This window comes from Streptomyces sp. NPDC007162 (assembly GCF_040634175.1).
Classification (GTDB): domain Bacteria; phylum Actinomycetota; class Actinomycetes; order Streptomycetales; family Streptomycetaceae; genus Streptomyces.
Genome location: NZ_JBEYFC010000092.1, coordinates 1 through 23,900, shown reverse-complemented (window position 1 = coordinate 23,900; position 23,900 = coordinate 1). Strand labels below are relative to the sequence as shown.

General features: G+C 66.2%; 19 protein-coding genes and 1 pseudogene. 7 read left to right on the top strand and 13 right to left on the bottom strand.

All coding sequences use genetic code 11. The annotated features are described in order from the left end of the window. The 3 genes and pseudogenes from ABZ646_RS14080 to ABZ646_RS14070 form a co-directional block, all read left to right on the top strand. Positions 1 to 774 (top strand): annotated as a pseudogene (locus tag ABZ646_RS14080) (hypothetical protein); the annotation flags it as partial. Between the two features lie 206 nt (positions 775 to 980). After that, positions 981 to 1,469 carry a plasmid mobilization relaxosome protein MobC gene (mobC, locus tag ABZ646_RS14075; protein ID WP_360517533.1) on the top strand — a complete coding sequence of 163 codons (489 nt, stop codon included), beginning with the start codon at positions 981 to 983 and terminating at the stop codon, positions 1,467 to 1,469. Next, positions 1,466 to 3,178 carry a relaxase/mobilization nuclease domain-containing protein gene (locus tag ABZ646_RS14070; protein WP_360517530.1) on the top strand — a complete coding sequence of 571 codons (1,713 nt, stop codon included), beginning with the start codon at positions 1,466 to 1,468 and terminating at the stop codon, positions 3,176 to 3,178. The genes mobC and ABZ646_RS14070 overlap by 4 nt, the downstream gene beginning before the upstream one ends. A gap of 156 nt (positions 3,179 to 3,334) precedes the next feature. Here the strand turns inward: ABZ646_RS14070 and ABZ646_RS14065 are convergent, their stop codons facing one another. From ABZ646_RS14065 to ABZ646_RS14035, 7 genes are all read right to left on the bottom strand, one after another. Next, entirely contained in the window at positions 3,335 to 3,979 is a 645-nt protein-coding gene (locus tag ABZ646_RS14065; protein ID WP_360517528.1) for a hypothetical protein, read from the bottom strand. Between the two features lie 143 nt (positions 3,980 to 4,122). Next, the gene (locus ABZ646_RS14060) at positions 4,123 to 5,118 is read right to left on the bottom strand and encodes a hypothetical protein (RefSeq protein WP_360517526.1); all 996 of its coding nucleotides are present in this window, start codon (positions 5,116 to 5,118) and stop codon (positions 4,123 to 4,125) included. Beyond that, positions 5,112 to 6,134, bottom strand: coding sequence for a glycosyltransferase (locus ABZ646_RS14055; protein ID WP_360517525.1), 1,023 nt, complete (start codon positions 6,132 to 6,134; stop codon positions 5,112 to 5,114). Before ABZ646_RS14055 ends, ABZ646_RS14060 begins: the two co-directional genes overlap by 7 nt. Beyond that, positions 6,134 to 7,426 (bottom strand): serine--tRNA ligase, encoded by a 1,293-nt coding sequence (gene serS / locus ABZ646_RS14050; RefSeq protein ID WP_360517522.1) that lies wholly within the window; start codon positions 7,424 to 7,426, stop codon positions 6,134 to 6,136. Before serS ends, ABZ646_RS14055 begins: the two co-directional genes overlap by 1 nt. After that, positions 7,419 to 8,138: a histidine phosphatase family protein gene (locus ABZ646_RS14045; RefSeq protein WP_360517519.1), complete on the bottom strand. Its 720-nt coding sequence runs from the start codon at positions 8,136 to 8,138 to the stop codon at positions 7,419 to 7,421. The genes serS and ABZ646_RS14045 overlap by 8 nt, the downstream gene beginning before the upstream one ends. Continuing rightward, positions 8,135 to 9,049 carry an aminoglycoside phosphotransferase family protein gene (locus ABZ646_RS14040; RefSeq protein WP_360517516.1) on the bottom strand — a complete coding sequence of 305 codons (915 nt, stop codon included), beginning with the start codon at positions 9,047 to 9,049 and terminating at the stop codon, positions 8,135 to 8,137. The genes ABZ646_RS14045 and ABZ646_RS14040 overlap by 4 nt, the downstream gene beginning before the upstream one ends. Before the next feature lie 11 nt (positions 9,050 to 9,060). After that, the gene (locus ABZ646_RS14035) at positions 9,061 to 10,113 is read right to left on the bottom strand and encodes a methionine adenosyltransferase (protein ID WP_360517513.1); all 1,053 of its coding nucleotides are present in this window, start codon (positions 10,111 to 10,113) and stop codon (positions 9,061 to 9,063) included. Between the two features lie 63 nt (positions 10,114 to 10,176). Here ABZ646_RS14035 and ABZ646_RS14030 point away from each other — a divergent pair, with 63 nt between their 5' ends. Next, positions 10,177 to 10,737: a guanylate kinase gene (locus ABZ646_RS14030; protein ID WP_360517510.1), complete on the top strand. Its 561-nt coding sequence runs from the start codon at positions 10,177 to 10,179 to the stop codon at positions 10,735 to 10,737. 37 nt (positions 10,738 to 10,774) lie between these two features. Here the strand turns inward: ABZ646_RS14030 and ABZ646_RS14025 are convergent, their stop codons facing one another. Then, complete coding sequence (locus ABZ646_RS14025) at positions 10,775 to 11,176, bottom strand: DUF1932 domain-containing protein (RefSeq protein ID WP_360517507.1); 402 nt, start codon at positions 11,174 to 11,176, stop codon at positions 10,775 to 10,777. A 150-nt stretch (positions 11,177 to 11,326) separates the two neighbouring features. Here ABZ646_RS14025 and ABZ646_RS14020 point away from each other — a divergent pair, with 150 nt between their 5' ends. Together ABZ646_RS14020 and ABZ646_RS14015 are read left to right on the top strand one after the other, a co-directional pair. Then, complete coding sequence (locus tag ABZ646_RS14020) at positions 11,327 to 12,091, top strand: transposase family protein (RefSeq protein ID WP_360517504.1); 765 nt, start codon at positions 11,327 to 11,329, stop codon at positions 12,089 to 12,091. Positions 12,092 to 12,160: 69 nt separating this feature from the next. After that, positions 12,161 to 12,406 carry a DUF2283 domain-containing protein gene (locus ABZ646_RS14015; protein ID WP_360517501.1) on the top strand — a complete coding sequence of 82 codons (246 nt, stop codon included), beginning with the start codon at positions 12,161 to 12,163 and terminating at the stop codon, positions 12,404 to 12,406. Here the strand turns inward: ABZ646_RS14015 and ABZ646_RS14010 are convergent. From ABZ646_RS14010 to ABZ646_RS14000, 3 genes are all read right to left on the bottom strand, one after another. Then, a complete protein-coding gene (locus tag ABZ646_RS14010; RefSeq protein ID WP_360517536.1) occupies positions 12,318 to 12,842 on the bottom strand; it encodes a hypothetical protein in 525 nt (174 codons plus the stop codon). The two genes, ABZ646_RS14015 and ABZ646_RS14010, sit on opposite strands and share 89 nt — an antisense overlap. Positions 12,843 to 12,874: 32 nt before the next feature. Then, positions 12,875 to 13,549 carry an HAD-IA family hydrolase gene (locus tag ABZ646_RS14005; RefSeq protein ID WP_360517498.1) on the bottom strand — a complete coding sequence of 225 codons (675 nt, stop codon included), beginning with the start codon at positions 13,547 to 13,549 and terminating at the stop codon, positions 12,875 to 12,877. A 948-nt stretch (positions 13,550 to 14,497) separates the two neighbouring features. Then, complete coding sequence (locus tag ABZ646_RS14000) at positions 14,498 to 15,655, bottom strand: hypothetical protein (RefSeq protein WP_360517495.1); 1,158 nt, start codon at positions 15,653 to 15,655, stop codon at positions 14,498 to 14,500. A 247-nt stretch (positions 15,656 to 15,902) separates the two neighbouring features. Here ABZ646_RS14000 and ABZ646_RS13995 point away from each other — a divergent pair, with 247 nt between their 5' ends. Next, a complete protein-coding gene (locus tag ABZ646_RS13995; protein ID WP_360517492.1) occupies positions 15,903 to 18,809 on the top strand; it encodes a hypothetical protein in 2,907 nt (968 codons plus the stop codon). Here the strand turns inward: ABZ646_RS13995 and ABZ646_RS13990 are convergent. Next, positions 18,793 to 21,792 carry a DUF499 domain-containing protein gene (locus ABZ646_RS13990; protein ID WP_360517489.1) on the bottom strand — a complete coding sequence of 1,000 codons (3,000 nt, stop codon included), beginning with the start codon at positions 21,790 to 21,792 and terminating at the stop codon, positions 18,793 to 18,795. The genes ABZ646_RS13995 and ABZ646_RS13990 overlap by 17 nt on opposite strands. Before the next feature lie 82 nt (positions 21,793 to 21,874). Next, positions 21,875 to 23,900 (bottom strand): DUF1156 domain-containing protein (locus ABZ646_RS13985; protein ID WP_360517486.1); only part of this gene is annotated, 2,026 nt, incomplete at its 5' end.

The window sequence follows — 23,900 nt, the reverse complement described above, 5'->3', positions numbered from 1 at the left end:
GCCGCCGTCCTCGCCCGACAGGCACGCGAACGGCTCCTCGCCCGGCTCTCGATCGCAGACCGGGACGCGGACGCCGCCCGGATCATCCGCGAGCGAGCCCTCGACCAGGCCGTCACCCTGATTCTCCGCGCAGAGGCCATGACGCCCTCGAAGCGCACCAAGTGGCGAGGCCGGCGCCTCACCCGCCGCCTGCACCAGGCCCTGGAGCAGGCTGACGTCGACCGCGACGAACACCAAGACGAGCTGCTGCTGCGCAAGCTCGCCACCCGCCAACAGGCCACTACCCTGGCCTCCAAGCCACTGCCCGCGCGCTGGCCCGATACCGCCGCGCTCACGAGCGGCGGCTCCGCGACGGCCCGCCCGCGGGCCACGGCAGAAGAACGGGCAGAGACTCCGGGCCGCCCGCCCACCAAGGTCGCGGGCGATGACACCGCCGACCGGGCAGGCCGCCCTCAGCCCGAAAACCGCCCGCAACAGCCCGCCCGCACCACCGTCAGCCCGGAACCAGAACCGGGCGAGGGGCCACCGGGCAACGATCCAGGCACGGCCTCGCAGGCGGAGTCGAATCGCCCGGGCTCCAAACCGCGTGCGACACGGGCCCTCCTCAATAAATACGCCCAGGACCTCTACCTCGAGCACGGACGTCTCTCCCGTGACCTGCTGGAGGAAGCCGTGCGCAAGGACGGCTACAGCGTGGCCAGCGACACCGCCGGAGAGGTGGTCCGCACCGTCAAAGCCGAGCTGCCGACCGCGCCCGCCGGCACCCCGCGCTGAGACGCCACCCAACATCCGAGGAAGACCGCCCAATGCACGACTCTCACCTCGAACTACACAACACCCAAAGGGAGATCACCACGCCCACGTCGACGGCAGCAAGCAATGGCGATGGACCGTCCAAGGGCCGGTCCATCGCAGACTCCTCCGCCCCGGGGGTGGCGGAGGAGAGGCTCCGGCGCGAGGGCGCGCCGGAGCAGGAGGGGATGGGCGAAGACTCTGTCGCCGAAGAGCAGCCAGTCGTCGTACGCGCTGCCGACGAAGCCGTGCTCCACCGTGTCGCCCGTCGCCGAGAACGTGACGACGAGCGCCGCGAAAAGCGCGTCGACGTGCGATACAGCGTCGACGAGAAGTCCAAGATCCTCACCAAGGCCAAGACGTTGGGCATCACCGGCGCGCACCTGGTCGGCGCGGTCGTCATGGCCTTCGTCAACGGCGAGGCACACCTGCCGGACCAGCGCACGGTCTACGACGACGTGATCGACGAGTTCGCCGCCCTGCGCACCCAGATCGCCCGGATCGGCACCAACGTCAACCAGATCGCCCGCCGCCTCAACTCCGACGGCGATCCACACCCTGTGGACGCCGCCATCCTGGAGCGGGCCGAACGCCTCCTGTCCACTGCCCAGGACGCGGTGAAGACCGTGGACGAGGCCGCCTTCCGGGCCGCCGGGCAGAAGTCAGGCCGGGCATGATCGCGAACATCGTCAAACCGGGCAGCAAGACCCGGGGCGTGCTGATCTACCTCTTCGGGCCGGGCAAGGCGACCGTGCACACCGACCAGCACATCGTCGCCTCCTGGGACGGCTTCGCCCCAGACCCCGGCCCCGAAGACAGCCCCGGTCACAAGGAGCAGATGGACCAGCTCGTCAAAGCCCTCGACCTGCGGGTCAAGCAGGCCGGCGAACAGGCCCCCGCCGGGCACGTGTGGCACTGCTCGCTCCGCGCCGCACCTGAGGACCGCACACTGACCGACGCCGAGTGGGCCACCATCGCCCGCCGCGTCCTGCACGCCTCCGGCATCGCCCCAGACGGTGATCCGGACGGCTGCCGCTGGATCGCCGTACGCCACGCAGATGACCACATCCACATCGTCGCCACCAAGATGCGCGGGGACCTGCGCCCGCCGCGCAACTGGAACGACTACCACCGCGCCATGACAGAACTCGCCCAGATCGAGACCGACTTCGGCCTCCACCAGGTCAACCGCGACCGTGACACCTGGCCCGCCACCAAGCGCCCCACCCGGGCTGAGACGGAGAAGGCCGCCCGCAACGGGCGCGACCGGCCCGTGCGCGAGCAGCTGCGCCTCATGGTGCGCACCGCGCTCTCCCACGCTCACAGCGTGGAGGAGTTCCTCAACCTGCTCGCCGACGCGGGCCTGCAGGTCGAAACCCGCACCCTGCCCTCCGGCGACCTCAAGGGCTACAAGGTAGCCCTCCCTGACGACACCAACACCGACTTCGAGCCCATCTGGTACTCCGGCTCCAGTCTCGCCACCGACCTGTCCCTACCCAAGATCCAAGAACGCCTCGCCGCCACCGAACCCGCCGCCCCACAGCCAGCAGGCCGGCCCCGGCCGAACCCATGGCACCAGGCCACCGCCAGCATCGACCGCATCCCCCACCGCCTCGCCCAGGACGACCCGGCGGCAGCCTCGGCACACCTGGTGGCATTCGGCGAGATCCTCTACGCCCTGCCCGCCCTCGCCCCCGCTCACCTCCGCGCCGAGTTGCGCCAAGCGGCCTACTCGTTCGAGTACGCGGTCAACACCCGTGCCCGCGTGGACCACCGGCATGCCCGCGCGCTACGCGGCGCCCTGAAGACCATGCGCTCCCACCCCGCCGACGACAGCCTCGTGGCCATGCTCGTGGACGCCGCCATCCTCGTGGTCATCGCCGTGCGCCGCAGGAGCGCTCTGCAGCAGCACGACCAGCAGGTGGCCGCAGCCCAGCAAACCCTGCTCCACCTCCAAGCCGCGTACGAGCAGGCCGCACCGGTCCCGCTGACTCGGTTCGCCGGACGAAAGCCGTCGGCCGACGTCACGCGCCGATACGCCGAGCACTTGCGCAAGGCCGTGCCCGCCAACGCCGAGCAGGTCATCGGCGAGACCGCCTGGGACGCACTGGCGGCCGTGCTCGCGGACGCCGAGCGCGCGGGCCACGACCCCGCCATCCTGCTCCAACAAGCGGCAGGGCAACGCCGGCTGGACGATGCCTACTCCCCGGCGGAAGTCCTCACCTGGCGCATCCAGCGCCTCAGTGAACGCCACCCACCCAGCCCCCGCGCCCGTGCCGCACAAGCTCGCAGCACCACTGCTGGCGCCCGCACCACCCCGAGGACCGCCGAGCAGCCCCCGCCGGCTGTCACACCGCCAACGTCCCGGCCGCTCCAGTCACGGTGACCACTCGGTCGAGCAAACAGGGGTCTTCGGCGCCTATACCGGAGACCCCTGACGCATCACTCGAAGAACCGGTTCCCGATCGGGAAACGTCTGACGGGTCCGACCAGTCAATGGTCGGCCCCGTCAGCTGTCTTCGTTCAAAGGCTTCCCTGCCCGTCAGCCGGATCCGGCGGCCTGTGCTCGTTCCGCAGCAAGTAGACGGTCGAGGTTGTCCCGCGCGCTGTCGAGCGCAGTGAGGATCCGCGTACAGGTCTGCTCGAAGTGGGAGTCGACCTCGATACCGAGGTCATGCCGCAGTGCGACCCTCAACAGATAGACACCATCGGACAGCGGACCGCTGAACCATTCCTTGGCCCGCTGGTACGCCTCGTCGAGGTCTCGGCTGCCCGGCAGCTGTTTCACAACTGTGTACCCGACACCGAGCGACCTGTTGAGCGTCGAGGCGACCTCCAGGACACTCTTCGCCAGCGCCATCTGGGCCTGGGAGTACTGGTCGGCCCAGGCTTCCTTGGCGGCGTCGAGAAGCGCCGGATCGACACTTTCGCCGCGTCCGGACGCTAGGACAGCGTCTCGGGCGGCAACCCGGTAAGCGCGAGCCGTGGTGTTGAGACGGGCATAGAGATCGCGCTTCGCCTGCAGCGCTCGCTCATCACGCTCGTGTTCCCGATCACGATCGGCACGCCGGTTCTGCTCCGCTGCTTCGGCGCGGCTTGCACGCTGGCTGAGTACCGCCCCACCCAGTGTCCCGCCCAACGTCCCTCCGACGCTGATGAGCGCGACCGCAAGCGTCGTCACATCCACAGAAACCCCCAACTCGTCTATATCGCAAGCCCTCGACTAATGAGGGGAGACGGTCCAGACAGCCCCGGCATGGCCCGTGTTCTCTACTCTCGATACATGGAGCCAGTCCCAATCTGCGCATTGGCGCGGCAGTTGGTCTGGGCTCACTGACGTATCTCTTCCTCTATAGCGCGAGCGATCTCCGGCCAGGGCGCGCGCAGGGCGCTGAAGAGCGACCAGTAGCCGTACATCTCCCGGACCAGAGCTCCGACGCCCAGGCATGCGGCGTCTCGGTCGATTGCTCCTATGACCCGCCGGGTGATTCCTCCCGCTCCTCGGGCTGCTGGGGTGATCCCGTGTCCGAGAAGGAGTGTGGCCGTACGGACGGCGTCCAATGTGGTTGGCGGTGCGGCCGTGGCGAAGCTGCCGTAGATCAATTGGTTCCAGCCCTCCTGGGAGCGAGCCCACGCCAGACGTTCCAGTCCACTGCCTAGGTCTACGGCCAAGCGATCTGGGTGCTCGGTGTTCCACAGGAGGACGATGTCGCCAAGGGTGCGGTCCAGGTGACGGAAGCGCAGCGTGATGCCCTCGACCTGTCGTCGGCGCCATGAGGACAGCTTGCCGTGGATGCTCAGATGCCGGGCATGGAAACCAAGTCGGGAGAGGACCGTCAGCCATCCGTCGAGAATGGCGCCGTACTCGTCCAGGTCACCTACGCGTTGAACCCGGGAGATGTTGACGAAGGAGGTCAGGAAGCCTTCATTCAGTTGGCCTGCGGCGTCGCGCTGGCCCGTAAAGCGGACGACCGGCTGAGGAAGAAAGCCGCTTCGGTGCGTGCGAAGTTGGCCGTCCTTGAGGAGTGGGTCGAGCGCTTGGACCGCAGAGATGGTGAGTTCGGTCTCCCGGCCCCAGCGGAGGGGGAGGCAGGCGTCACGTGCGACGCCTACCTGGGCGAAGCCCGTCTCCAGGGAGCCCAGCAGCTCTCGCCATGAGGGCGGCCTGCGCGGTGGCCTGTACAGGGTGCCGCGATGCAGGTGGCGGACCTCGATGTGACGGTCGTCGGCCGTGAACTCCCAGTGCTGTCCTAATGCGGCACGCAGCGTGCTCGGTATGCGCTGGGCCAGGTCCTCCCCGACCGTGCGGCTCTCATGAATCAGCACGGTCGAGCCGCCATCGCCTGGAAGTGGCGTGCCGGGTCGAAGCGTTGCATCCCCATGTCCTGGACGCGGCGGTGGTCGAGGGGTTCTGCCCGCGCGATCGCATCGGCGAGCCTCCGCGCCGCCGTCTCGTCGTCCTCTCGCGGGTCGACGACGGCGACCGCGCCCGTCTCGCTGCACAGGGCGGCGTGAGCACATGTCCCCTCCCGCCAGGTGAGTGCGGCCATGGGGGTGCCGGCCCGGAGGGACTCGCCGAAGACGGCGGCGCCGGCTTCGACGTAGGCACGGGCGTATGTGTAGACGAAGACGGACGCCTCGGCGATCGCGGCGGTCTTGTCGGGGCCGCCGAGTTCCCCGATCCACTTCACATGTTCGGCTGTGAGGAGGCGCTCGTGGCGACGCACGTACTCCTTGTCGAAGACGGGGCCGACCAGCCGGATTCGACGACCGAGGATCTGTGCCGCCCGGACTGCGATATGCGGGACCTTCTCCTCGTCGATCCGGCCGAGCCAAACGAGGTCGGTACCGGCGGTGGCGGGCGGCTCCTCCTCGCGGAGACCGAGGTGAACGGCGAGCTCGGGGATCGGCTGGTGGTCGGCGTAGCGCTCGGTCATCTCGGGTGAGTAGCAGTAGAGCCGCGACCGTCGGCCGTCGAAGGCGGTGGTGGTGTGCCGGAAGACCGGCGAGTGCTGGAACGTGGCAACGTCGCAGTCCAGCTCGTTCCACGTGCGGGTCCAGGTCGGGAGCGACGGGTATTCGTGGCCTACGACCAGGAGGTCGTACCCGCTGTCGCGCAGCTCTCGCTCGGCGAGCGTTCCGGGAGTGATGTCCTCCAGGCGGACCGGCTTGCGGACCCAGTCGTGCTCCAGGTCCGTGAGCCAGCCCGGCCCGAGGAGGTGTACGTCGGCGCCTGCGGCCCGGGCGCCTGTGGCGACCGCCCACAGCCATCGTTCGATTCCGCCGTAACCGGCGGGTGGAAAGGCGTAGCTACCAGGGAAGTCGCAGACGCCGACGAGCACTATGCCTCCGGTGTTCCGTCCGCCGAGATCTGGCGGAAGCCGAGGTACGGGACGAGGGATTCGGGCAGGAGGATGGAGCCGTCCTGCTGCTGGCACTGCTCAAGGAGAGCGGCCAGGGTGCGGCCGACGGGCAGGCCGGAGCCGTTGAGCGTGGCGACGAGCTTGGGCTTGCCGTCCTCGCCACGGGTCCGGATGTTCGCCCGGCGGGCCTGGAAGGTGCCGAAGTTGGAGACCGAGGAGATCTCGCGGTACGTGTTCTGGCTCGGGATCCAGACTTCGATGTCGTAGGTGAGCTGGGCGGAGAAGCCCGTGTCGCCGGCGGCCAGTTTGATGACGCGGTAGGCGAGGCCGAGTTCCTTCAGGCATGCCTCGGCGTGGCCGATCATCCTCTCCAGTTCGGCGTCGGCGTCGGCTGGGTCGACGATGCGGACGATTTCGACCTTGGCGAACTGGTGCTGGCGGATCAGACCGCGGGTGTCGCGGCCGTACGAGCCCGCCTCGGACCGGAAGCACGGAGTGTGCGCGGTGAGGGCGAGCGGCAGCTCCGCCGGTGGGATGATCTCGTCGGCGTAGAGGTTGGTCAGCGGGACCTCTGCCGTCGGGATGAGGAACAGTTCACGGTCGGCGACGCCGGTCTTGAACAGGTCCTCCTCGAACTTCGGGAGCTGGCCGGTACCGGTCATGGTCTTGCGGCTGACCAGGTAGGGGACCGCGTACTCGACATAGCCGTGCCGGCGTGTGTGGAGGTCAAGGAAGAGCGTTGCCAGGGCGCGCTCCAGGGCGGCACCGGCACCGCGGGAGACCGCGAAGCGCGGGCCGGACAGCTTCGTCGCCCTGCCGAAGTCGAGGATGCCGGTGGCCTCGCCGAGGTCGACGTGGTCCTTCGGCTCGAACGGGAAGGCGGGGGGCGTGCCGACGCGCCGGATCTCGACGGCGAACTCCTCGGAGTCGCCGTCGGGGGCCGAGTCGTCCGGCAGGTTCGGGATGGTCAGGAGCAGGTCGCGGAGCTGGGCCTCGATCTGCTCCTGGCCGGCGTCGATCTCGCGGATCTGGTCCTTCAGCTCGCGGGCGCGCTCTTTGAGTTTGGTGATGTCGCCGCCTTGCTTGGCCGTCTGCTGGACCTCGCTCGCCACTCGCTTGGACCCTGCCCGCAGCTCGTCGGCCGAGCGGATGTTCTGGTTGCGCCGAGAGTAGAGGGACTCCAGCTCGGACAGGTCCAGGGTGTAGCCGCGACGAGCGAGCCGACGAACCGCTTCGGCACCCATGTCGATCAGGGCGCGGGCATCATGCATGAGGTAGATCCTTCTGATCCTGCGGGTGGGATGGGAATGCGGAATCGACGGTAGCAATCGCCGAACCGTTCCCGTTCCGGAATATCCTCCTGCAGTCGTCAGTATCGGTGGCACGGCCCCGGCCGCCGGTTTCGAGGTCGTTCATCAGCGTCCCGATGAACCCCGGCAGCTCCTCGTCACGGATGGCGACGGGGTCGACATACGGGGCCTCGGGGAAGAACAGGGGCATGTTCTGGCCCGAGGTCCGTGCGCGGTGCCAGAGAAGTACGGAGACCAGCAGGCCGTGGGCCACGAGCACGCGAGGGCCGGGATGCTCCAAGGCCGCGAGGACCCCCGTGAGCATCCTGTGAATCCCTTCGCTCTGTGACTCGGTGCCGCCAGGCGGTCGCTCGTCAGGGCCGTGTCCGTCCAGCCAGCCGGCGTATTGGAGGAATGGGTTTCCTTCGAATTCTCCGTAGTCGAGCTCGTTCAGCTGGGGCGCGATGATCAGTTCTGGCCCGGGAACACCCATCAACAGGTTCGCTGTCTGCTGGGCGCGAGGGAATTCGCTGGCCACCCACGTTCGCACGCTGTGGAGGGGCAGGCTGTTCCATCCCTTGGCCAGTGCTCGCCGGCCGTCCTCGTTCAGGTGGATGGGTTTGGCCGGGTCGCCGTTGACGAGGTAGCGCCGGCTGTGGTCGGTGGGCCCATGGCGGAGGATGTACGTCGTCATGATCGGCTCCCTGGGGTCGGCGTCGACAGCCACGCGAGGACGTCGGCCATCCGCGGCGCGCGTGGGTCACCGGTTTCGAGGTAGTAGAGGAGACCGTCCAGAGCGTGGGCTCGGCACCAGGGCGCCAGGACCGGGACGGGGATACAGGAGATCCGGGCGGCTGTGGCCAAGCGGACGTCGGTGCCGTGCCCGAGGTCGTAGTACACGGTCCAGAAAGCCCAGTCGAAGGCGGCGTCACCCACCATCGGAAGGGGATCGATCAAGCGCGGGTGCCCCAGCCAGTCGAAGAGCACGTTCTCGCGGTAGAGATCCGCATGCAGGACTGTCTTGCGGCTGTCGTCTTCCTCCAGGGCCATGAGCTCAGGGAGGAGCGCATCGACGAGGTCGTGGTACGGACCGACGTCGGCGGCCTCCAGCCTGCGCCGGATTCGCGGGCGTACCTCCTGGTGCAGGTACGTGGCCAGAAGAGGAAGGACAGTCGGTCGGCGCCGTCGGCGACCGAAGGTGTGAAGGCCCTGGAGGACGGCAGCCACCGCCTGCGCCTCCCGCGCCGGCCGCTCACCGCCGCCTGGGCGGCCCCCGATCATCTCCAGGGCCGCCACTGCCAAGTCGTCGGCCACCTCAACGACCCCTACCGCCGAACCGCCCGCCCAAAGGCGCAGAGCGGCCACCTCGTTGCGGAACCTGGCGGGATCGGCCCACGCCTTGAGGAGGAGCGGACGCCCGTCGAGGGTGTCGGCCGTGGCTAACACAGAAGCGTGTCCGGCGTCGTGGTACGTGCCGAGCGCGAGCTTCCAACGCTCCGCCGCCTGTTCCAGCACAGCGGGCGCCGCATCGAGCCATCCGACAACTTCCGAGCCGTAGTGGGTGACCAGGCGCCGCCGGCACTCCGGGGAAACCTCTCCAAGCATCCGCTGCACCATCAGCTCAACACGATCCCCTCGGAGACCAGCTCGTCGGTGAGGGCGGGAAACTCACCCAGCGCCTCCGCCACGAGCGCCCGCACCTTGTCCACCTCGGCGTCCGGGGAGGACAGCCGGACGAGGATGCGCCACGGCTGGTCGAGACGCTGCCCGGTGGCACTCACCAGGTGGACCTCGGCGTGCTCGCCGGTCGCCTCATGGAGTCGCTCGGCGAGCCGTCGGGCTGCGATGTTGTAGAGCTTGCCCACGTGGTACACGGGGTTCTTGCCGTTGGCGCCCTCCAGGTTCATCGGCCGCAGCGGGGTGATGAGCCCGTTGACCCGGTTGCCGCGGCCGACGACGCCTTCGTCGCCGGACTCGATCGAGCTGCCGGTGTACGTGAGGTACAGCTCGTCCTTCTCCGGCACGTCACGTGCATTGAGCCGGAACCGAGCTTTCGCACCGGGGAGCCGAAGCCCGGCGAGCCTGTGGCACTCGGCGAGGACGCTCTCCGTGTTCCGCACGTAGTCGGCCCTGCTGGCGACGAGCCGCGACTTCTGCGGGACACAGAGCACGACGTCGGCCTGCTCCCCGTCCCAGTAGCCCATGAGCTTGACGTCGGACCCGCACCAGGCGTGGGTGCGAGTGAACTCGCTCTCCCCGGAGAAGTGGTTGACCAGCTCGCGGGCGAACGACTCGAAGACGTTCTCCGGAGCCCAGCCCGTCCCGAGGGAGGTGTCGTTGGACAGCCGAACCCTCCGCTCCCGCAGGTCCTCGATCGACCGGGGGCTGAACCAGCGCGTCCGGTCGGGCACCTCATCACCGGTGAGGACAGCCCCCGGGCTCGAATTGCTGGTGATGTTGAAGACGATGTCGAGGTGGTCCGAGACCTCCGGGAGCCGCTCGGCGAAGAACGCCCGCACCTCGGCCTCCACGATCTCCTCAACGGGAATCGTCTCCCCACCGCACATGGGCGCGGCACGGCCGTTGACGAGCACCCTGACCGGAGCAGTCATCTGGCCGGCGCCGTACCGGACCTCGCTCGCGCCGCCGAGGAGGGCGGTTGTCGACAACCGACTCGGCGCCGCGATCTCGCTCACCGACCAGGTGCGCCAGGTCTTCGGGACGGTGTTCCAGTGAGGCAGGGCATCCTGCTGTACGGGCCGCCGACGGCGGGCAAGGACACGGTCACGGCGGCACTTGCCGAACTCAGCCCGAAGTACGCGCCGTTCACCCGCTTGAAGATCGGGGAAGGGAAGACCCAGGGCTACCGGATGGGCACACCGGAGCAGCTGTCCGGCCTGGAGGCCCGTGGCGGCGTCATCTATCGCAACGAGCGATACGGCAACATCTACGTCGTCGACCGGCCTGGCCTCGAACAGGCTATGGAGGGCGACCGGATCCCCGTCGTCCACCTCGGTCAGATGGTCGGAATGGCCCAAGTGCCCGCCCTCTTCCCAGCGCACTGGGTGCGCGTCCTGTTGTGGTGCTCCAAGGAGACCGTCACCCTACGCTCGCCGCAGCGGGGCGACACGGACACTGCGGCTCGGCTGACCGCGTGGGACGCCACCCAGGCCGATCTCGCGGCTCATCCGCAAGCTCAGTGGGATCTCAGCGTGGACACGGATACGACGACGGCTGCTGAAGCAGCGAAGCGGATCGACGCTTCCGTCCGCGCAGCGTCACTTCATGCCTGACAGCCAAGGCGCCAACGACCCGGCACATGCGATCTACTCAACGCGGATCATCCAGGTCTCGCTCACCGCGTAGGGCTTCCAGTGCCTCGGCAATATCCAGCCGCTCGTCTCTGTTGGCGTCCCATCGTGCGAGCGTCGCGGCGGCTGCGTGCATCAGAGAGTCCGGCAGTCCGACCTCGGCGAGTAGAGCGGCCGCGTCCTCAAGCTCCGGGCCCCAGCGCCAGGCACGAGCAGCCGTCTTGGGGATGTAGTCGGTTTCCACGAGATAGCTGCGAGCACGCTTAGCCGCGATCACCAGCAGCTCATCCGCGACTCCGTACGATTCGGCCGCTCCATACGCCACAGCGGCGAGGACGCGGGAGACCTTCTGGTAGCTGGAGTACGCGAGCTTAAGGGCGGAGGCTTGGCCGATGCCGCCGCCCAGGAAGTGGGTCCGCACATCAGTTCCCGCGAACAGCTCGGCGATCCTGAGGCTTTTCCAACCTGGTTGCGTAGCACGTCGGTTGGTTGAGGACGGCGTTGAGGAAAGGGCGAAGCTCCTGGTAGATGGGTTGTCGACCAAGATCAACCTGTCCGCCCGGAGCTTCACGTGCTTGTCTACCCATCGGGGATCGATCTGTCTATCTCGACCCTGCGCTATTTGTCCGGCCTGCTGAGAGCCCGGCGGCGTGAGCGCGGCACGCGCTGGCGCCGCCTGACCGCGGACCGACAGGCTCTGCTCGCGCTGGCTCATCTGCGCTGCGGGCACACGTACGCCCAGCTCGCGGCCGGCTTCGGGATTGGGCTGGCCACCGTCTACCGGTACATCGTCGAGGCGGTTGAGGTCCTGGCTGCCCTGGCCCCCACCCTCCAGCAGGCCATGACCGTCGCCGCCAGCAAGGCATTCGTGATCCTGGACGGCACCCTGCTGCACATCGACCGCATTGCCGCCGACCGCCCCTACTATTCCGGCAAGCACAAGCGTCACGGCATGAACGTCCAGGTCATCGCCGACGCGTTCGGACGCCTGCTCTGGGCCTCACCTGCCCTGCCAGGTGCCGTCCACGACATCAAGGCCGCACGCACCCACGGCATCATCGAAGCGCTCACCCAAGTCGGCATTCGGACGTGGGCCGACAAGGGATATCAAGGAGCCCGGGGGACGGTCCGGGTGCCTTACCGGGGCCGCTGGAGCAGGCTCCCAGCCGGGAAGCGGGCGGTGAACTCCTCCCACGCCAGGATCCGAGCCGTCGGAGAGCAGGCCAACGCCACCCTGAAGAGCTGGCGGCTCCTGCGCAAACTCCGTTGCAGCACCACCCGCATCACCGACATCGTCAAGGCCGTCCTGACCCTGCACCTCGCCACGACAGCCTGAGATCGCTGCTGCCGGAGGCATGGACAAGGACATCGCCGCCATCAGCGACAGCAAGGGAGACCACTCACCGTGACAGACGTCAGAGTCACCTACGACAAGACCGTCAACGCAGCGTACGTATACCTCACTGAACCGCAGACCCGCGTGAAGTCAGCGCGCATGTATCCCTGCGATCCAGTGGACGTCGACGGCATGATCAACCTCGACTTCGACGAGCAGGGCCGCCTCATCGGCATCGAGGTGTTGGCGGCCAGTTCGAAACTGCCCGAGTACCTACTCCAGTCCGCGGAGCGACTTGACACCGAAGGTGCATGACCAGCCGAGCACCACGCTCGGGCGAACAGGTTGGAAAAGGCTCACTGTCTGCCTGCTCGCCTGTGCCAGACAAGTAGAGCGTCGGTGTCTTGCCGCCCACTGGAGGTGATCCAACCACCGAGGCATCGAGGACCGGCATCGGGGCCAGACACTCGGCGATCCGCTGCACGCGGGGCGGCGCAACGGCGTTCGCTTCGACATAGATCGTGCCCGCGCCGGCCATGCCGAGTTCTGCCACCTGGGCAGCGACCTCCTCCGCCGCGGCCGGCGGGCATAGGGAGAGCAGCAGGTCGGAGCGGCAGACGAGCTCAGGCAGCGCCTCGGCTTCGAGACCCGCCTGCTCGGCCCGGCGACGAGTTGCGTCGCTGCGTCCGTCGGGGCACCACAGCACGGTGTGGCCACGGGCGCGCAGCTGGGCGCCGAAGGCGGAGCCCATGCTGCCGGGGTGCAGCAGCCCGACTGTGTACGTCATGCCGCGGCCCTCGCATGGTCGGCTGTGAGCAGGAGCAGCAGATCGATGGCTGCGCGTACATGCGACACCGTGTGGTCGGGCCCAGAGTCGCCCGCCGGCCAGGATCGACCATGGCCGATCCAGATGGTGCGCAGGCCCGCAGAGTGCCCGCCAGCGATGTCGTTGACTGGGTTGTCTCCGACCATCCAGCCACCGTCGCGCAGCACACCGCCGCAGCGGGCTGCGGCTAGAGCAAAGTGTCGGACCTGCGGTTTGCGTGCGCCGGCGTCCTCGGAGACGAAGACACCGTCCACGCGCTCCGAGATACCGGTTGCCCGCAGCTTGGCGCGCTGGATGTCCGACGCGCCGTTGGTCGCCACCCCGACCCGCCAGCCAGCCGAACGCAGCTCATCCAGACCGTCGAGGGCATCAGCCGGGCACGACACCAAGGCCGCGATGTCGGCGCAGTACGCGCGCCACAACTCGTCGGTCGATACAGGCAGCCGGTATCGAGTGCGAATCGCGTCAAAGGTGGATGGATAGGCTCGCTCGGCCACCATGCTTAGGACATCCGCCTGATCCTCGTCCTCCAGGTCATGCTGGGCGGCGAACTCAGCGACCCAGTCAGCCAGCGTGCCCCGTCGGTCCACAAGTGTGTTGTCGAGATCGAAGAGAACCAGGAGAGGCTGCACACCCGCACCCTAATTGCCCGTCCCTCTCCGAGACGCGGCTGGATACCATTCGAGCCTTCTGGACCTGCTCCTGGTTTCCCAGCAGCAGGGCGGGAAACGATGGCTTCCATCGCCCCCATCGTGTACCCCGTCGTGAGAGGTGCTGCTTGGTTTCGTCGCGCCGAAGGACAGGCTCCAGCTCGCAGAACACCCAGCAAGCCGACGACGCGATCAGCCGCACCCTGACCAAGACACCCCCTGAGCAGAGACGACTCGCGGACGGCCGTGAAACTGAGACCGTCCTGATCGGCATGATCCAGGAGTGGGAGGAGATCCGCGGCGGCCGTTTCGAGTGCTACCCCACCGGCAGTCGATGGGCTCACCTCTCCGACGACTCATGGGCGATCGGTGACTTACGTCCCCTCGGCCTGAGCACCGATCTCTGCGCCGTCAGCGACCACGCAATGGCCCGTACCTTTACCTCAGGCTACCGAGACACAATCATCAGTAGCGCACCACCGGTGTCCTACTGGAGCACCGTCACCATGCTGGAAGACGTGATTCCGGTCATGCTGGCAGTCCTCGACCGCGAGCTGACCGGCACGGTCGGGTGCCTCGACTGGTACCTGCGGACCCCGTGCTGGTCCCCCCTGTGCTGGCAACACCCAGGCGACGGTGAGACATCCGCTTGCGGCTCGCCGAACTGCGCCCTCGCCTCACCGGAAACGCCATGCGACTGCATGTGCGGCGGGACCAACCACGGGATGGGGGTGGAGGCCATCCAGGCCCTACGACCTGAGGCGCCCGACTGGTCCACCGCACCGGCACCCGCGTGGCACCCGGGTTCCGGCACCGTGGAGGTCGACCACGCGAACAGACGCATAGCCGGGCGAGACCCCTTCGGCCGGCACGGTGCTCGCGTGCGGCCCCCGTCATCAGCTTGGACCTCGCCTGCCGCCGACTCCCCGCTCAGCCAACGCCGTCGGACGCTCCCCGGAGGTCCATGAACTCCTGGATCGCAGCGAGGATCGCTTCCACAGCACCGGGTTCAGCTGCCAGCGCGGTGAGAGGGACCGACGACCAGCCCTTGTACCCCTTTCCCCGCTGCACCTCCAGCTTCTTCTGCAACCCTAGAACGGCTGGCAGAGACTCCGCGAACGCCGCCGCGCGGTCGAGTCCGAGGTGATGGTTGATCGATCCGAAGCTGAAGGAGAGGTCCTCCTTGCCGGGGGTTCCATACAGGGACAGCGTCCAGAGCGGCACCTGGCGGCCGGCAACGGGGTAGTGGCCGGACATGCTCGGGTACGTGGCCGTACCACCCTCCAGCCGTCCCCCGGCTGCCGCGTGATCGAGCAGAGCGGTCGCGATCCGCCTCGGCTCCGGGGCGAGCCGAGCCCGGATCTCCGATTCCATGGCGTCCCGTGTGGTCCGCTGCGTGGTGCGACGGCCAGAGGGGGACTTCGCTGCCGTGGCGACTTCCCCGTGGACGCGCGGGACCAGGACGCGCAGGTCTCCGTCGCCTCGGTACTGGGTCAGCTCGACCGCGTACACGTCCGTCTGCCGCATCTGCCGGTTCAGGAACTCGACGATCGCCCTCAGCTCTAGCGGGATCCGGTCCGCGACGAACAGCAGCCGCATCTGCCCGGCAGTCAGCCGTTCCTCGACCATCGACCAGAACTCTTCCGGGGATCGGTCGCCGAGCAGTTCCCCGTACGCCTCTTCCAGTGATCGACCGTCCGCGACGCAGGTCTCCTCGAAGGACCGCTGAAGCAGTGCTCCGGGCCAGTAACGTGCTCCGTTCGCCGCGTAGTCCAGCATCTGGCCCACCACCTCGCGCCGGATCCGGGTGTCGCTCGCCCGCTTGACCTCCACCAGCGTCGGCACGCCGTCGGCATCGACGAAGAGGTGGTCCAGCCAGTACGCCGCCCCGCTTTCCGCACTCGTCGGGACACGCATCTCCCGCGCCACCAGCACCAGCCGCAACGGCTGGCCATCGGCCAGTGACCCGAAATCCAGCACCCGCGGGTGGCGCGCGAGAAGCTCCTGGAACTCCGCCTCGGTCTCGAACGCGGCCGGCTCCAGCGCCTGCAGGTCGCTCCCCAGGACGAATACCGACTGATCAGTCACCGGCTACCCCACCCCTACGCTTCCGCGACCGTCGTGATCGTCTCCACATCGACTAATACCGGACGCCACCGACACCAGCGCCCCCACCGCACGTCTACTGCCACATCCACTGTCCCCGGTCTGGCAGGTAGGTCACCCACGGCACTACGGGCCCCAGACCACAAGCGAGGCAGGTGGTTGAGCGGGCTGCCGATCAGACTTCAACGTTCCACGTTGCAAGGGATGTTGTATGAGTGAGGATAGTGCAGTGGACTATGACCTCAACCGACTGGGCGAGCGAGAATTCGAACATCTGACCCAAGCCTTGGCTATCAAGGTGCTCGGTCCGGGTGTCGAAGCCTTCGGCGATGGCGCCGACGGCGGCCGCGAGGCCACGTTCGAGGGAAAAGTCAACTTTCCCCATCCTGACCCAGGCGGGCCGTGGGATGGGTACGGGGTCATCCAGGCCAAGTTCCGCTACCGCCCCAGGGACCCTGGGAACAACGCGACATGGCTAAAGGACCAACTCAAAGATGATTTCGAGAAGTGGCTCGCGCCCGAATCGGGACGTGGACGCAGACCGGAGTACTTCCTAGCCGTAAGCAATGTGGTGCTCTCGCCCTATCCGGAAAGCGGTGGGATTGACTCGGTCAACGCCCTGATTGAGGAATATGCTCCTCAGCTCGGCCTGAAAGGTTACCGCGTATGGCACTACGACCAGTTGTGTCGATTGCTTGACGCTTCATCAGACGTAGCACATAGGTACTTCGGTTTGATCACGCCGGGCGATGTGCTTGCCCGTCTCCACAACTACGTACGCGACCTTGATGATGGCGTTCAAGACTCCCTGTCGTCGCATGTCGCCAAGGAGTTGCTGGCTGAACAGTGGGTGCGCCTCGGGCAGGCTGGCGACAACGATGACCAGCGTCTTCGTCTCGATAGGGTTGCCATCGACCTTCCCGCTCTCCTCGATCGCGAAGAGTCTGAGGTCCGCACCACGGCATATGTGATCGCGCGGGGGAATCGGGTCCTGCGCCCAAGCCTCTGCGGTCAGGATAACCCGGACTCTCAAGAAGGCACGAGCCCACCCGACCGTCTGGTCCTCCTCGGGGGGCCAGGCCAGGGGAAAACGACTTTGGCCCAACTGATCTGCCAGGTCTACCGAGTTGCGTTGCTGACAGACCTCCCCGATCGAACGCTCCCGCCTGAGGTCCGTTCCTTCTGCGAGGAGTTCGCCAGTGAATTCCTCGGCTCGGCAGGTCTTGAACTGCCCGTCTCACGCCGCTGGCCCTTCCACATCCGGTTGGATCAGTACGCGGACAGATTCGCCGCCGACCCCAACATAACAATCCTTCGCTACATTGCCAGGAAGGTCACCCAACGGGCACCCGCCACTGTGACGGAGCAGCAGCTCCTCGACTGGCTAGGCCAGTGGCCCTGGCTGCTGGTACTCGACGGGCTGGATGAGGTGGCTGATCAACAGCTCCGAGAAGACGTGCTCAGGCACATCAGGGACTTCCAGATCGACGCGGCTCGACGCGACGCCGACCTCCTGACCGTCGCGACAACGCGGCCCCAGGGTTACGGAGACGAATTCGATCCGGACCAGTACGAATACTTGCGTCTATGTCCTCTCAGTGAGGACCAAGCCGTCAAATACGCCGAGCGGCTGGCCGACGCCCGTCACGCCTCCGATCCTGACAAGCAGGAGCGGGTACTTGGCAGGATTCGGAAGGCGGCGAAAGAGCAGCGCACGTCACGGCTAATGCGCTCGCCGTTGCAGATCTCCATCATGTCGCTGCTTCTTGAACGGCGACCGACGGCGCCGCAGCACCGCTACGACCTGTTCAAGGGTTACTACGACACGTTGTTCGCCCGAGAAGTGGCCAAGGCCACGGCGTCGGCAAGGCTGCTCGAACATCAAAAAACCCACGTCGATGCCCTTCAGGAGGCGGCCGGCCTTGTGCTCCAGGTGCGTTCGGAGCAGCGAGGTGACGCCGAGGCCGCACTGTCACACAAGGAATTGCGACAGCTTGCAATGCGAATCCTCCGGCAGGAGGAGTACAGCGCGGACCAGGCGGACATCCTGTCGGGAAAGCTGGTATCCCTGGCGACGCAGCGACTGGTTCTGCTGACGCCGATGCCAGCGGATGGCATCGGCTTCGAGGTCCGCAGTCTTCAGGAATTCATGGCAGCAAGGGCATTGGTATCTGCGTCCGACACAGAGGTCATCGCCAACCTGGTGACTCTCGTTCCCTCGGCGCACTGGAGAAACACCTGGCTGCTCGCCGCCGGCCGGATCTTCTCTGAACGCACTCATTTGCGAGGGGATGTACTGTCCCAGATGCGCTCCGCCGACGTCAGCGATGCCCTTAGCAGGGCTGTTACTCCTGCCGCGCATCTCGCCGCGGACCTGCTGGAGGAACAGATCGCCGAGACCTCACCGCGCTATCAGGCACTCCTCGTGCAGCACGCCATCGAACTGCTGCGGAAGACGCCCGGACTGCACCTTGTCCGGCTCGCTGACGTATTGGCGGGCGTCATGTCACAGAATGCGACAGCATCCGAAGTCGTGGAAGCGGCGATATCCGATGCACTGGCATCAGCGGGTACCGCCACGCTCAGTGCTCTCATCGTCTGTGCCACGTGGGGAAGCGGTACGGGCACCCTGGCAGGCAAAGCCAAGTCTTGGCTGAGGCAGGGCGTCACGAACCTACGAGACGCAGGTCGAGAACGGCGGCAAGCCGTTGCCGGTCTGCCAGTAAACTTTCGGTTGTCCCCCCTCCGGGAATACGAGCCGCAGGTAGAGGGCAGCGAGCCGTTGGCTCTGAGTGCTGTGTTGGGCCCGCTGCTCAGCGAGAAGGACCTCGATCAGCGAGAATCAGAGCTCGCCCGTAAGGCGGTCGAGGCCCTGGCAGAAGCGGGCATATGGTGCCAGGATACGGACAAGGGTCGCGTCACGAAGGTGGATCACCGCCACCTTCCGGATCTCTCTCTGCTGGACGAGCCCCTCGAAGATCAACGGGTGATGAGGGCCCTCATCGGCGTGATGGATACCCTTGGACTCGAACAGTGGCCCATCACAAGCCTGCTGCGCCGGGTCCTGGGACTCTGGCTGGAACGCCGACCTATCGGTCAACGAATCTCCGTGCCAGTCATCAGCGATCACGGATAGACACGGAAATGCCCAGACTCTGCGCCAATTCCTTTACTTCACTGGCCTGTTCGGATGGCATCGTCACCTGGAGTGTGGAAGACAGGTACGAGATCGCACCACGGTCAAGGAGATCAAAGAGCTTTCGGAACAACTGCGCCAATTTATCCGCCGACTCCGGCTCGCTGACGAGGTTCTTCATCACGGTGAAAGCGACCTGTTGCTCCACGGCCGTGGGGCTATCACTGCCGGCACCTGACCTGGCTCGCGTACCGCCACTGGAGCCAGTGCCCGAGGCTGAACCCGAACTACCAGACGCGCCACTTCCCACCGAGTGCCCCGAACGCCCGGTTGCCCCCTGCTCTCCCTCGTCCTCTGCCTCCTCCGTCGTGGTCGGCGCAGGCTCGGGCTTGGCGAGCCTGTAGGTCGGAGCGTTGAAGTTGATCCCCGTGAGGGCATCCACTACGACGGGCTCCCCTCCCTGCCGTACGATCCGAAGCTCGCCATCGTGCACCGCCTGATAGATGGCCCGCCGCAACTCTTCGGTTCCGTCACCGGGGAGCAGGCCCAAACGCGGCGTGTCCCAGAACGAGTCCCGAATCTCCGACAGGGGACGGCGGTCATAGTCGCTGTCGCGCAGGTTGTGAAGGAGAGCGGTGCCGGTGAACTCACCAGGCCGGAACGCCTTCTGTGCGGTCGCTAGCGCCTCCCACACCACGGCTCCGTCAAGTGTGCCCTGATCCAGATTGAGCTGGGCGACCTCACGGTCCACCGTGGGGTCCGGCTGCGCCAGATAGAGCACGTGCTGAAAGGCCCTGCGGACGCTGTCCTTGAGCCGACGGAGATCGTCGTCTCGCTTTCCTGTGGCCTGTATGGCGATGTCCTCGTCCGCTTCAGCTTCCGGCCCCTCCAACACCCGCTCACTCGCCAAATATTCGGTCGCGGCTCTGCGGGCCTGTGTCCGGCCCCGGGCCGAAGCCACAGTGAAAACCGCGGACGACGCCCATGCAACCGCAAGCCGATCGGCTCCGAGGCCGAGTACGGCTTGCGCTGCGTCGAGGGTGGCCTTCTGAGTACCGTTGCCGACGGTGTACATCGCCGGATCCAGCGCGATTAGCCGCGTGGTGCGCGCCTCGTCGATCTCGGCCTCAACGAGCAGAGCACGGTGACTCTGGCTGGCGTCGGCGTGTATGAACCGGGCTTTGGCAAACGGGCCGGCCGTCAGCATTTCCTTGGCGTATTTGCAGATGACCTGATCCCGATCCTCGTCGGTCACCGAGTTACGCATGGCCCGTATCAGCATGGGCAGGCGCTGCCGAGTCGAGAGGAAGTAGCGCCGTGGCTGGCCGCCCCTGCCCTCCAGGATGTCGACTGTAGCTAGGCCGGCGTCGTCAGCATTGGTTAGGTCCCGTACAACGGCATCTGCCTCCGCGTAGTCATAGCTGAGGTCAGGCACGACCGTGACTGCCTTGGCCTCTGGGTCGGAAGCGCCTCGCCGTGAGCCTCCGCGCGTTCCGACGATGGATGCCAGGTAGATGAACGTGGCAGCACGTTCAGCTGCCCGGGGGTTGCTTTGCACCCAGGGAGCGCCGACACGGCTCGCATCAAGCCGCCTCGCGGCACCTCCATCATCTTCCAGGTCTACGATGTCACTCTGTGCAATGGATCGGTAGTTGCCCTGGGTCTTGGTATCGGATATCAGGCCCGAGCCAATGACCGCGTCACGTACCGTGCCGTCCGACAGCGGCAGGTCTCCCGGCCCTATTAGCAAGGGAGTCCATTCGCCACGCTTGGCACGTTCGGCCAGCGCGTACGCCGTGGCAGCGAAGATCGTGATGGTAGATCGCACCTGCTGGAAACCTGTGAGATTCGCCCATTCTCGCTCGGCCAGGTCCATCAGCTGAGGATGGAAGGGGTACGACCTTACAACGGCGTCCTGGAAACGGCTCACCCACGGAGCACTCAGGGCTCCGAAGACCTTCGTCTTCCAATTACCCTGCTCCATGATCGGACGAAATGCTTCGACTGCCTGCTGTGCAGCCTGGTCAACAGCTGGACCCGCGGAATTAGCGAAGAGCCGACGGCGCAGGATGGCTGTGAAGTCGCCATTCTCGTTAACCGATTTCGTTTTACCGTTGCGCTCCAAGTAGGTCTGCAGGTCCTGGCGTCGAGCGTCACCATTTCCCTGGAGCGTAGTCGGATCCTTCTCCGAGTTGATCATGACGACAAGCATGGACACGTGCGGTACGGTGCTCACCGTCTCGGTCAGCGCTCTGAGGAACGCCATGTCCTGCGCGATGAGCTGCTTGTCCCCGTAGCCCTCCAGACCATCGCCCACATAGTTGAGAACTTCGTCGATGACGATAAGCACAGGGCGGTCCAGCGAAGCTATTGCTTCCCCGATTTTGGCCTTGCTGGAAAAGTGCGACCGATAGCTGTCGTAACGAGGCAACTGATCAGGCAGCCCGTCGAACAGCCGCCACAGGAAACGCTCATAGAGGTTGTGCGCCCACGGACCATCTTGCTCAGGGACCGTCGCACCAGGGACCATGTTGTCGCACGACAACACGACTACGTGCGGTTTGTTGAGGTCCCGCGGGAGAGGCTGCCCCAGCGCTGCCCTGGCCTGCTCGAAGACCTCGCGTCCGATGTCCTCCTGGGCCAGAGCCTCTGGGTCCTTCACAAGGTGCCAGGCGCCTATGCAAGCGTGCGACTTACCTCCGCCCATTCCCTGGTCGAGCCGGGTCAGCGCTGGCACGGACTGATGCTTCGGACCCCCCGCCAATCGGATCGCGATCTGGGTGAGCAACTCGACTAGTTGCGATGTGGGGTGCGTGACCTGCCCATAGGCGGAGGCACTCGCATAGTGCGGCTTGTTCGCGCCTTCGCCGTACGCCACTCGGTACAGAGAGACCTGAATGTCGCTGGCCACCCCCGAAGCGTCGGTGATCTCCTCGCGCAGTCTCAGCGTCTCCCACCACGGCGTCAGCGCGGTCGCGGACACGGCTCCCCCTCGGTTCCGTACGGTCGTGCAGCCCTTGATCGGTACCCAGAGATTCAATCACGATGCAGCTGCTCAACCACCCCTAGAACAAAGGAGTTTGCTCGCCCTGGCTCTCTGCTTGGCGTGATTCGATCGTCCTTGTCTCATGCGCCGCATACGTTGCCGACTCGATGCCCCGACGAGCCCTCATGAGGGCTGTCCAGGCGAGGGCGTCTTCATCGGCTTCAGGTAGCTTCTCGATCAGAAACGTGATGGTCGCCCAGAGTTGCTCATCATCGCCCTCACGGCCTGCGGCGACCAGGACCTCGGCCACGTCTTCGGTATCCCCGTCCCGCCACGCCTTCGCCATGGCCAACGCGATGTCGATCACGGCAGACTTGTCGTCGATGACTGGGCTGACCTGGCTAGACTGAACGAATCGGCATCCCTTCTTGTCCTGCTTTACCAAGGTCTTGAGCTCGGCGAGTGAGAGCCCGGACGTCATTCCCTCCCAGCGCAGTTCGGACTTGGCCACCTGCCGCCGCTCGTAGAGGTCGACCCACCACAACGCGAACTTCGTACGCTCATCGAACAGTTCGAGCGGTACGGAATCGATGCGGCTCAGGGCCACTTCCTGGACCGCTTTCCGCGCGGTCGCAAGCAGGTTGAGCAGCTCGACCGGTTTGCCTGTGTTGTCGCTGATGCTCTCGTACTGTCCGGCGATCTCCATCGCAGGCCCCACTGACGCCATCATCATGTCGTCGCGGGCGAGGTCAGAGCTCTCCCATAGGCGCATGCGGTCCTTGATCGCGTCTTTGATCCTGCTCTCCACGGCCATGAGATCTCCACGGCCACGATCGGGCTTTGCAGGCCGGCATGCCATCGTGACGGTCGTAACGATGTTCAGCGCACCCGCACCAGCTCCTCCCGCCTCCGTCTTGGCAGGCCAAGAGGCGGTGATGACCAGGCCGGCATCGTGTAGTGCGCGCAGCATGCGCTCCCACACCTCGACATCGCCATGGCCGAAAACGATCGTTACAACGCCGTCCTCGGCAACCACACGGCGCATCTCACGATACGCACGGCAGATCATGGTGTCGTAGTGCTCCAAGGTCCGATGGTCGCCCGCCTGGCTGCCACCGCGCTTGACGATGATCTCCTCGGCCTTCTCCTGAACACCGTTCGGATGCATTGTCATGGCGAGGGAGGAATCCGCAGTGAACATGGCGCGTTTGGCCCAGACATAGAATAGGTCGCTGGAATCGCTGTAGTTGATCATGTCGTCGTACGGGGGATCAGTGACGACGGCACTGAACGACGCGTCCCGGTGAGGAAGCATTGTCGCGCTCCCGCGATGGATCTCCGCCGGGCGAGCCGCCCCTCGCTTCCTAACGTTGTGAAGCGTGGTCACCGTCTTCTTGGCGAGAGAAGACCAGGACCCCGGGCCCCCTGAGAGACCGCTCTCGAACCAGTCGTAGGAGTGGAGAATCGCGGCCTGGGCAACGAAGACGTCCCCGACTTTGACACTGCTACCAATTTGAAGGCGCGCTCCCCGGGACGATGTACGCATCTTGCGCATCATCGCGGCGGTCGCGTAGCCGCTGAGGGCTCGTACATACGCAGGTGAGAGACCTGCCTTGAGACAGTCCTCAGCAAGCCGGTTCACCGCACGTGCAAGACGGATCAGACCCAGAGACTGACGTGCTGGCACCAAATCACCGTAGGTGCTGTCTCCATAGTTGACCGACTGAATGATCCACGTGTTCCCCGCCGGTATCTGCTCATCCGGCCGCGCGCTCAGCGGCCCGAACGGCGATTCCTCAGTCAGTGCCAACCCAGCTCGCTCCACAGCCTGCTGTTCCTGCTCCGTGGGTTCGCGGAACACCTTGGTCCCGTCCTCCGCGATGTCCGCCGCTACCAGGAGGGCGTCACGTCGCAAGCCTTCTGCGCTGAGCCGGGTGTGAACGGCCTTCGAGTGGACGTGCTCGCAGAAGGGACAGACGGCCACCCTCCCGTCCGAGGCGTACTTACTCCTGCCCGTGAAGACCCGCGTTGGTGTGCCCTTAGGGTCGCCCTCGTGCACTACGGCGCGAAATTCGCCGGTACCCGGATCGGCGTGAAGCCCGAGG

Bases quoted from the DNA above. Each gene is read 5' to 3' on its own strand.
- mobC (WP_360517533.1), top strand. From the start codon at position 981: ATGGGCGAAGACTCTGTCGCCGAAGAGCAGCCAGTCGTCGTACGCGCT.
- ABZ646_RS14070 (WP_360517530.1), top strand. From the start codon at position 1,466: ATGATCGCGAACATCGTCAAACCGGGCAGCAAGACCCGGGGCGTGCTG.
- serS (WP_360517522.1), bottom strand. From the start codon at position 7,426: ATGCATGATGCCCGCGCCCTGATCGACATGGGTGCCGAAGCGGTTCGT.
- ABZ646_RS14045 (WP_360517519.1), bottom strand. From the start codon at position 8,138: ATGACGACGTACATCCTCCGCCATGGGCCCACCGACCACAGCCGGCGC.
- ABZ646_RS14040 (WP_360517516.1), bottom strand. From the start codon at position 9,049: ATGCTTGGAGAGGTTTCCCCGGAGTGCCGGCGGCGCCTGGTCACCCAC.
- ABZ646_RS14010 (WP_360517536.1), bottom strand. From the start codon at position 12,842: ATGGGCTCCGCCTTCGGCGCCCAGCTGCGCGCCCGTGGCCACACCGTG.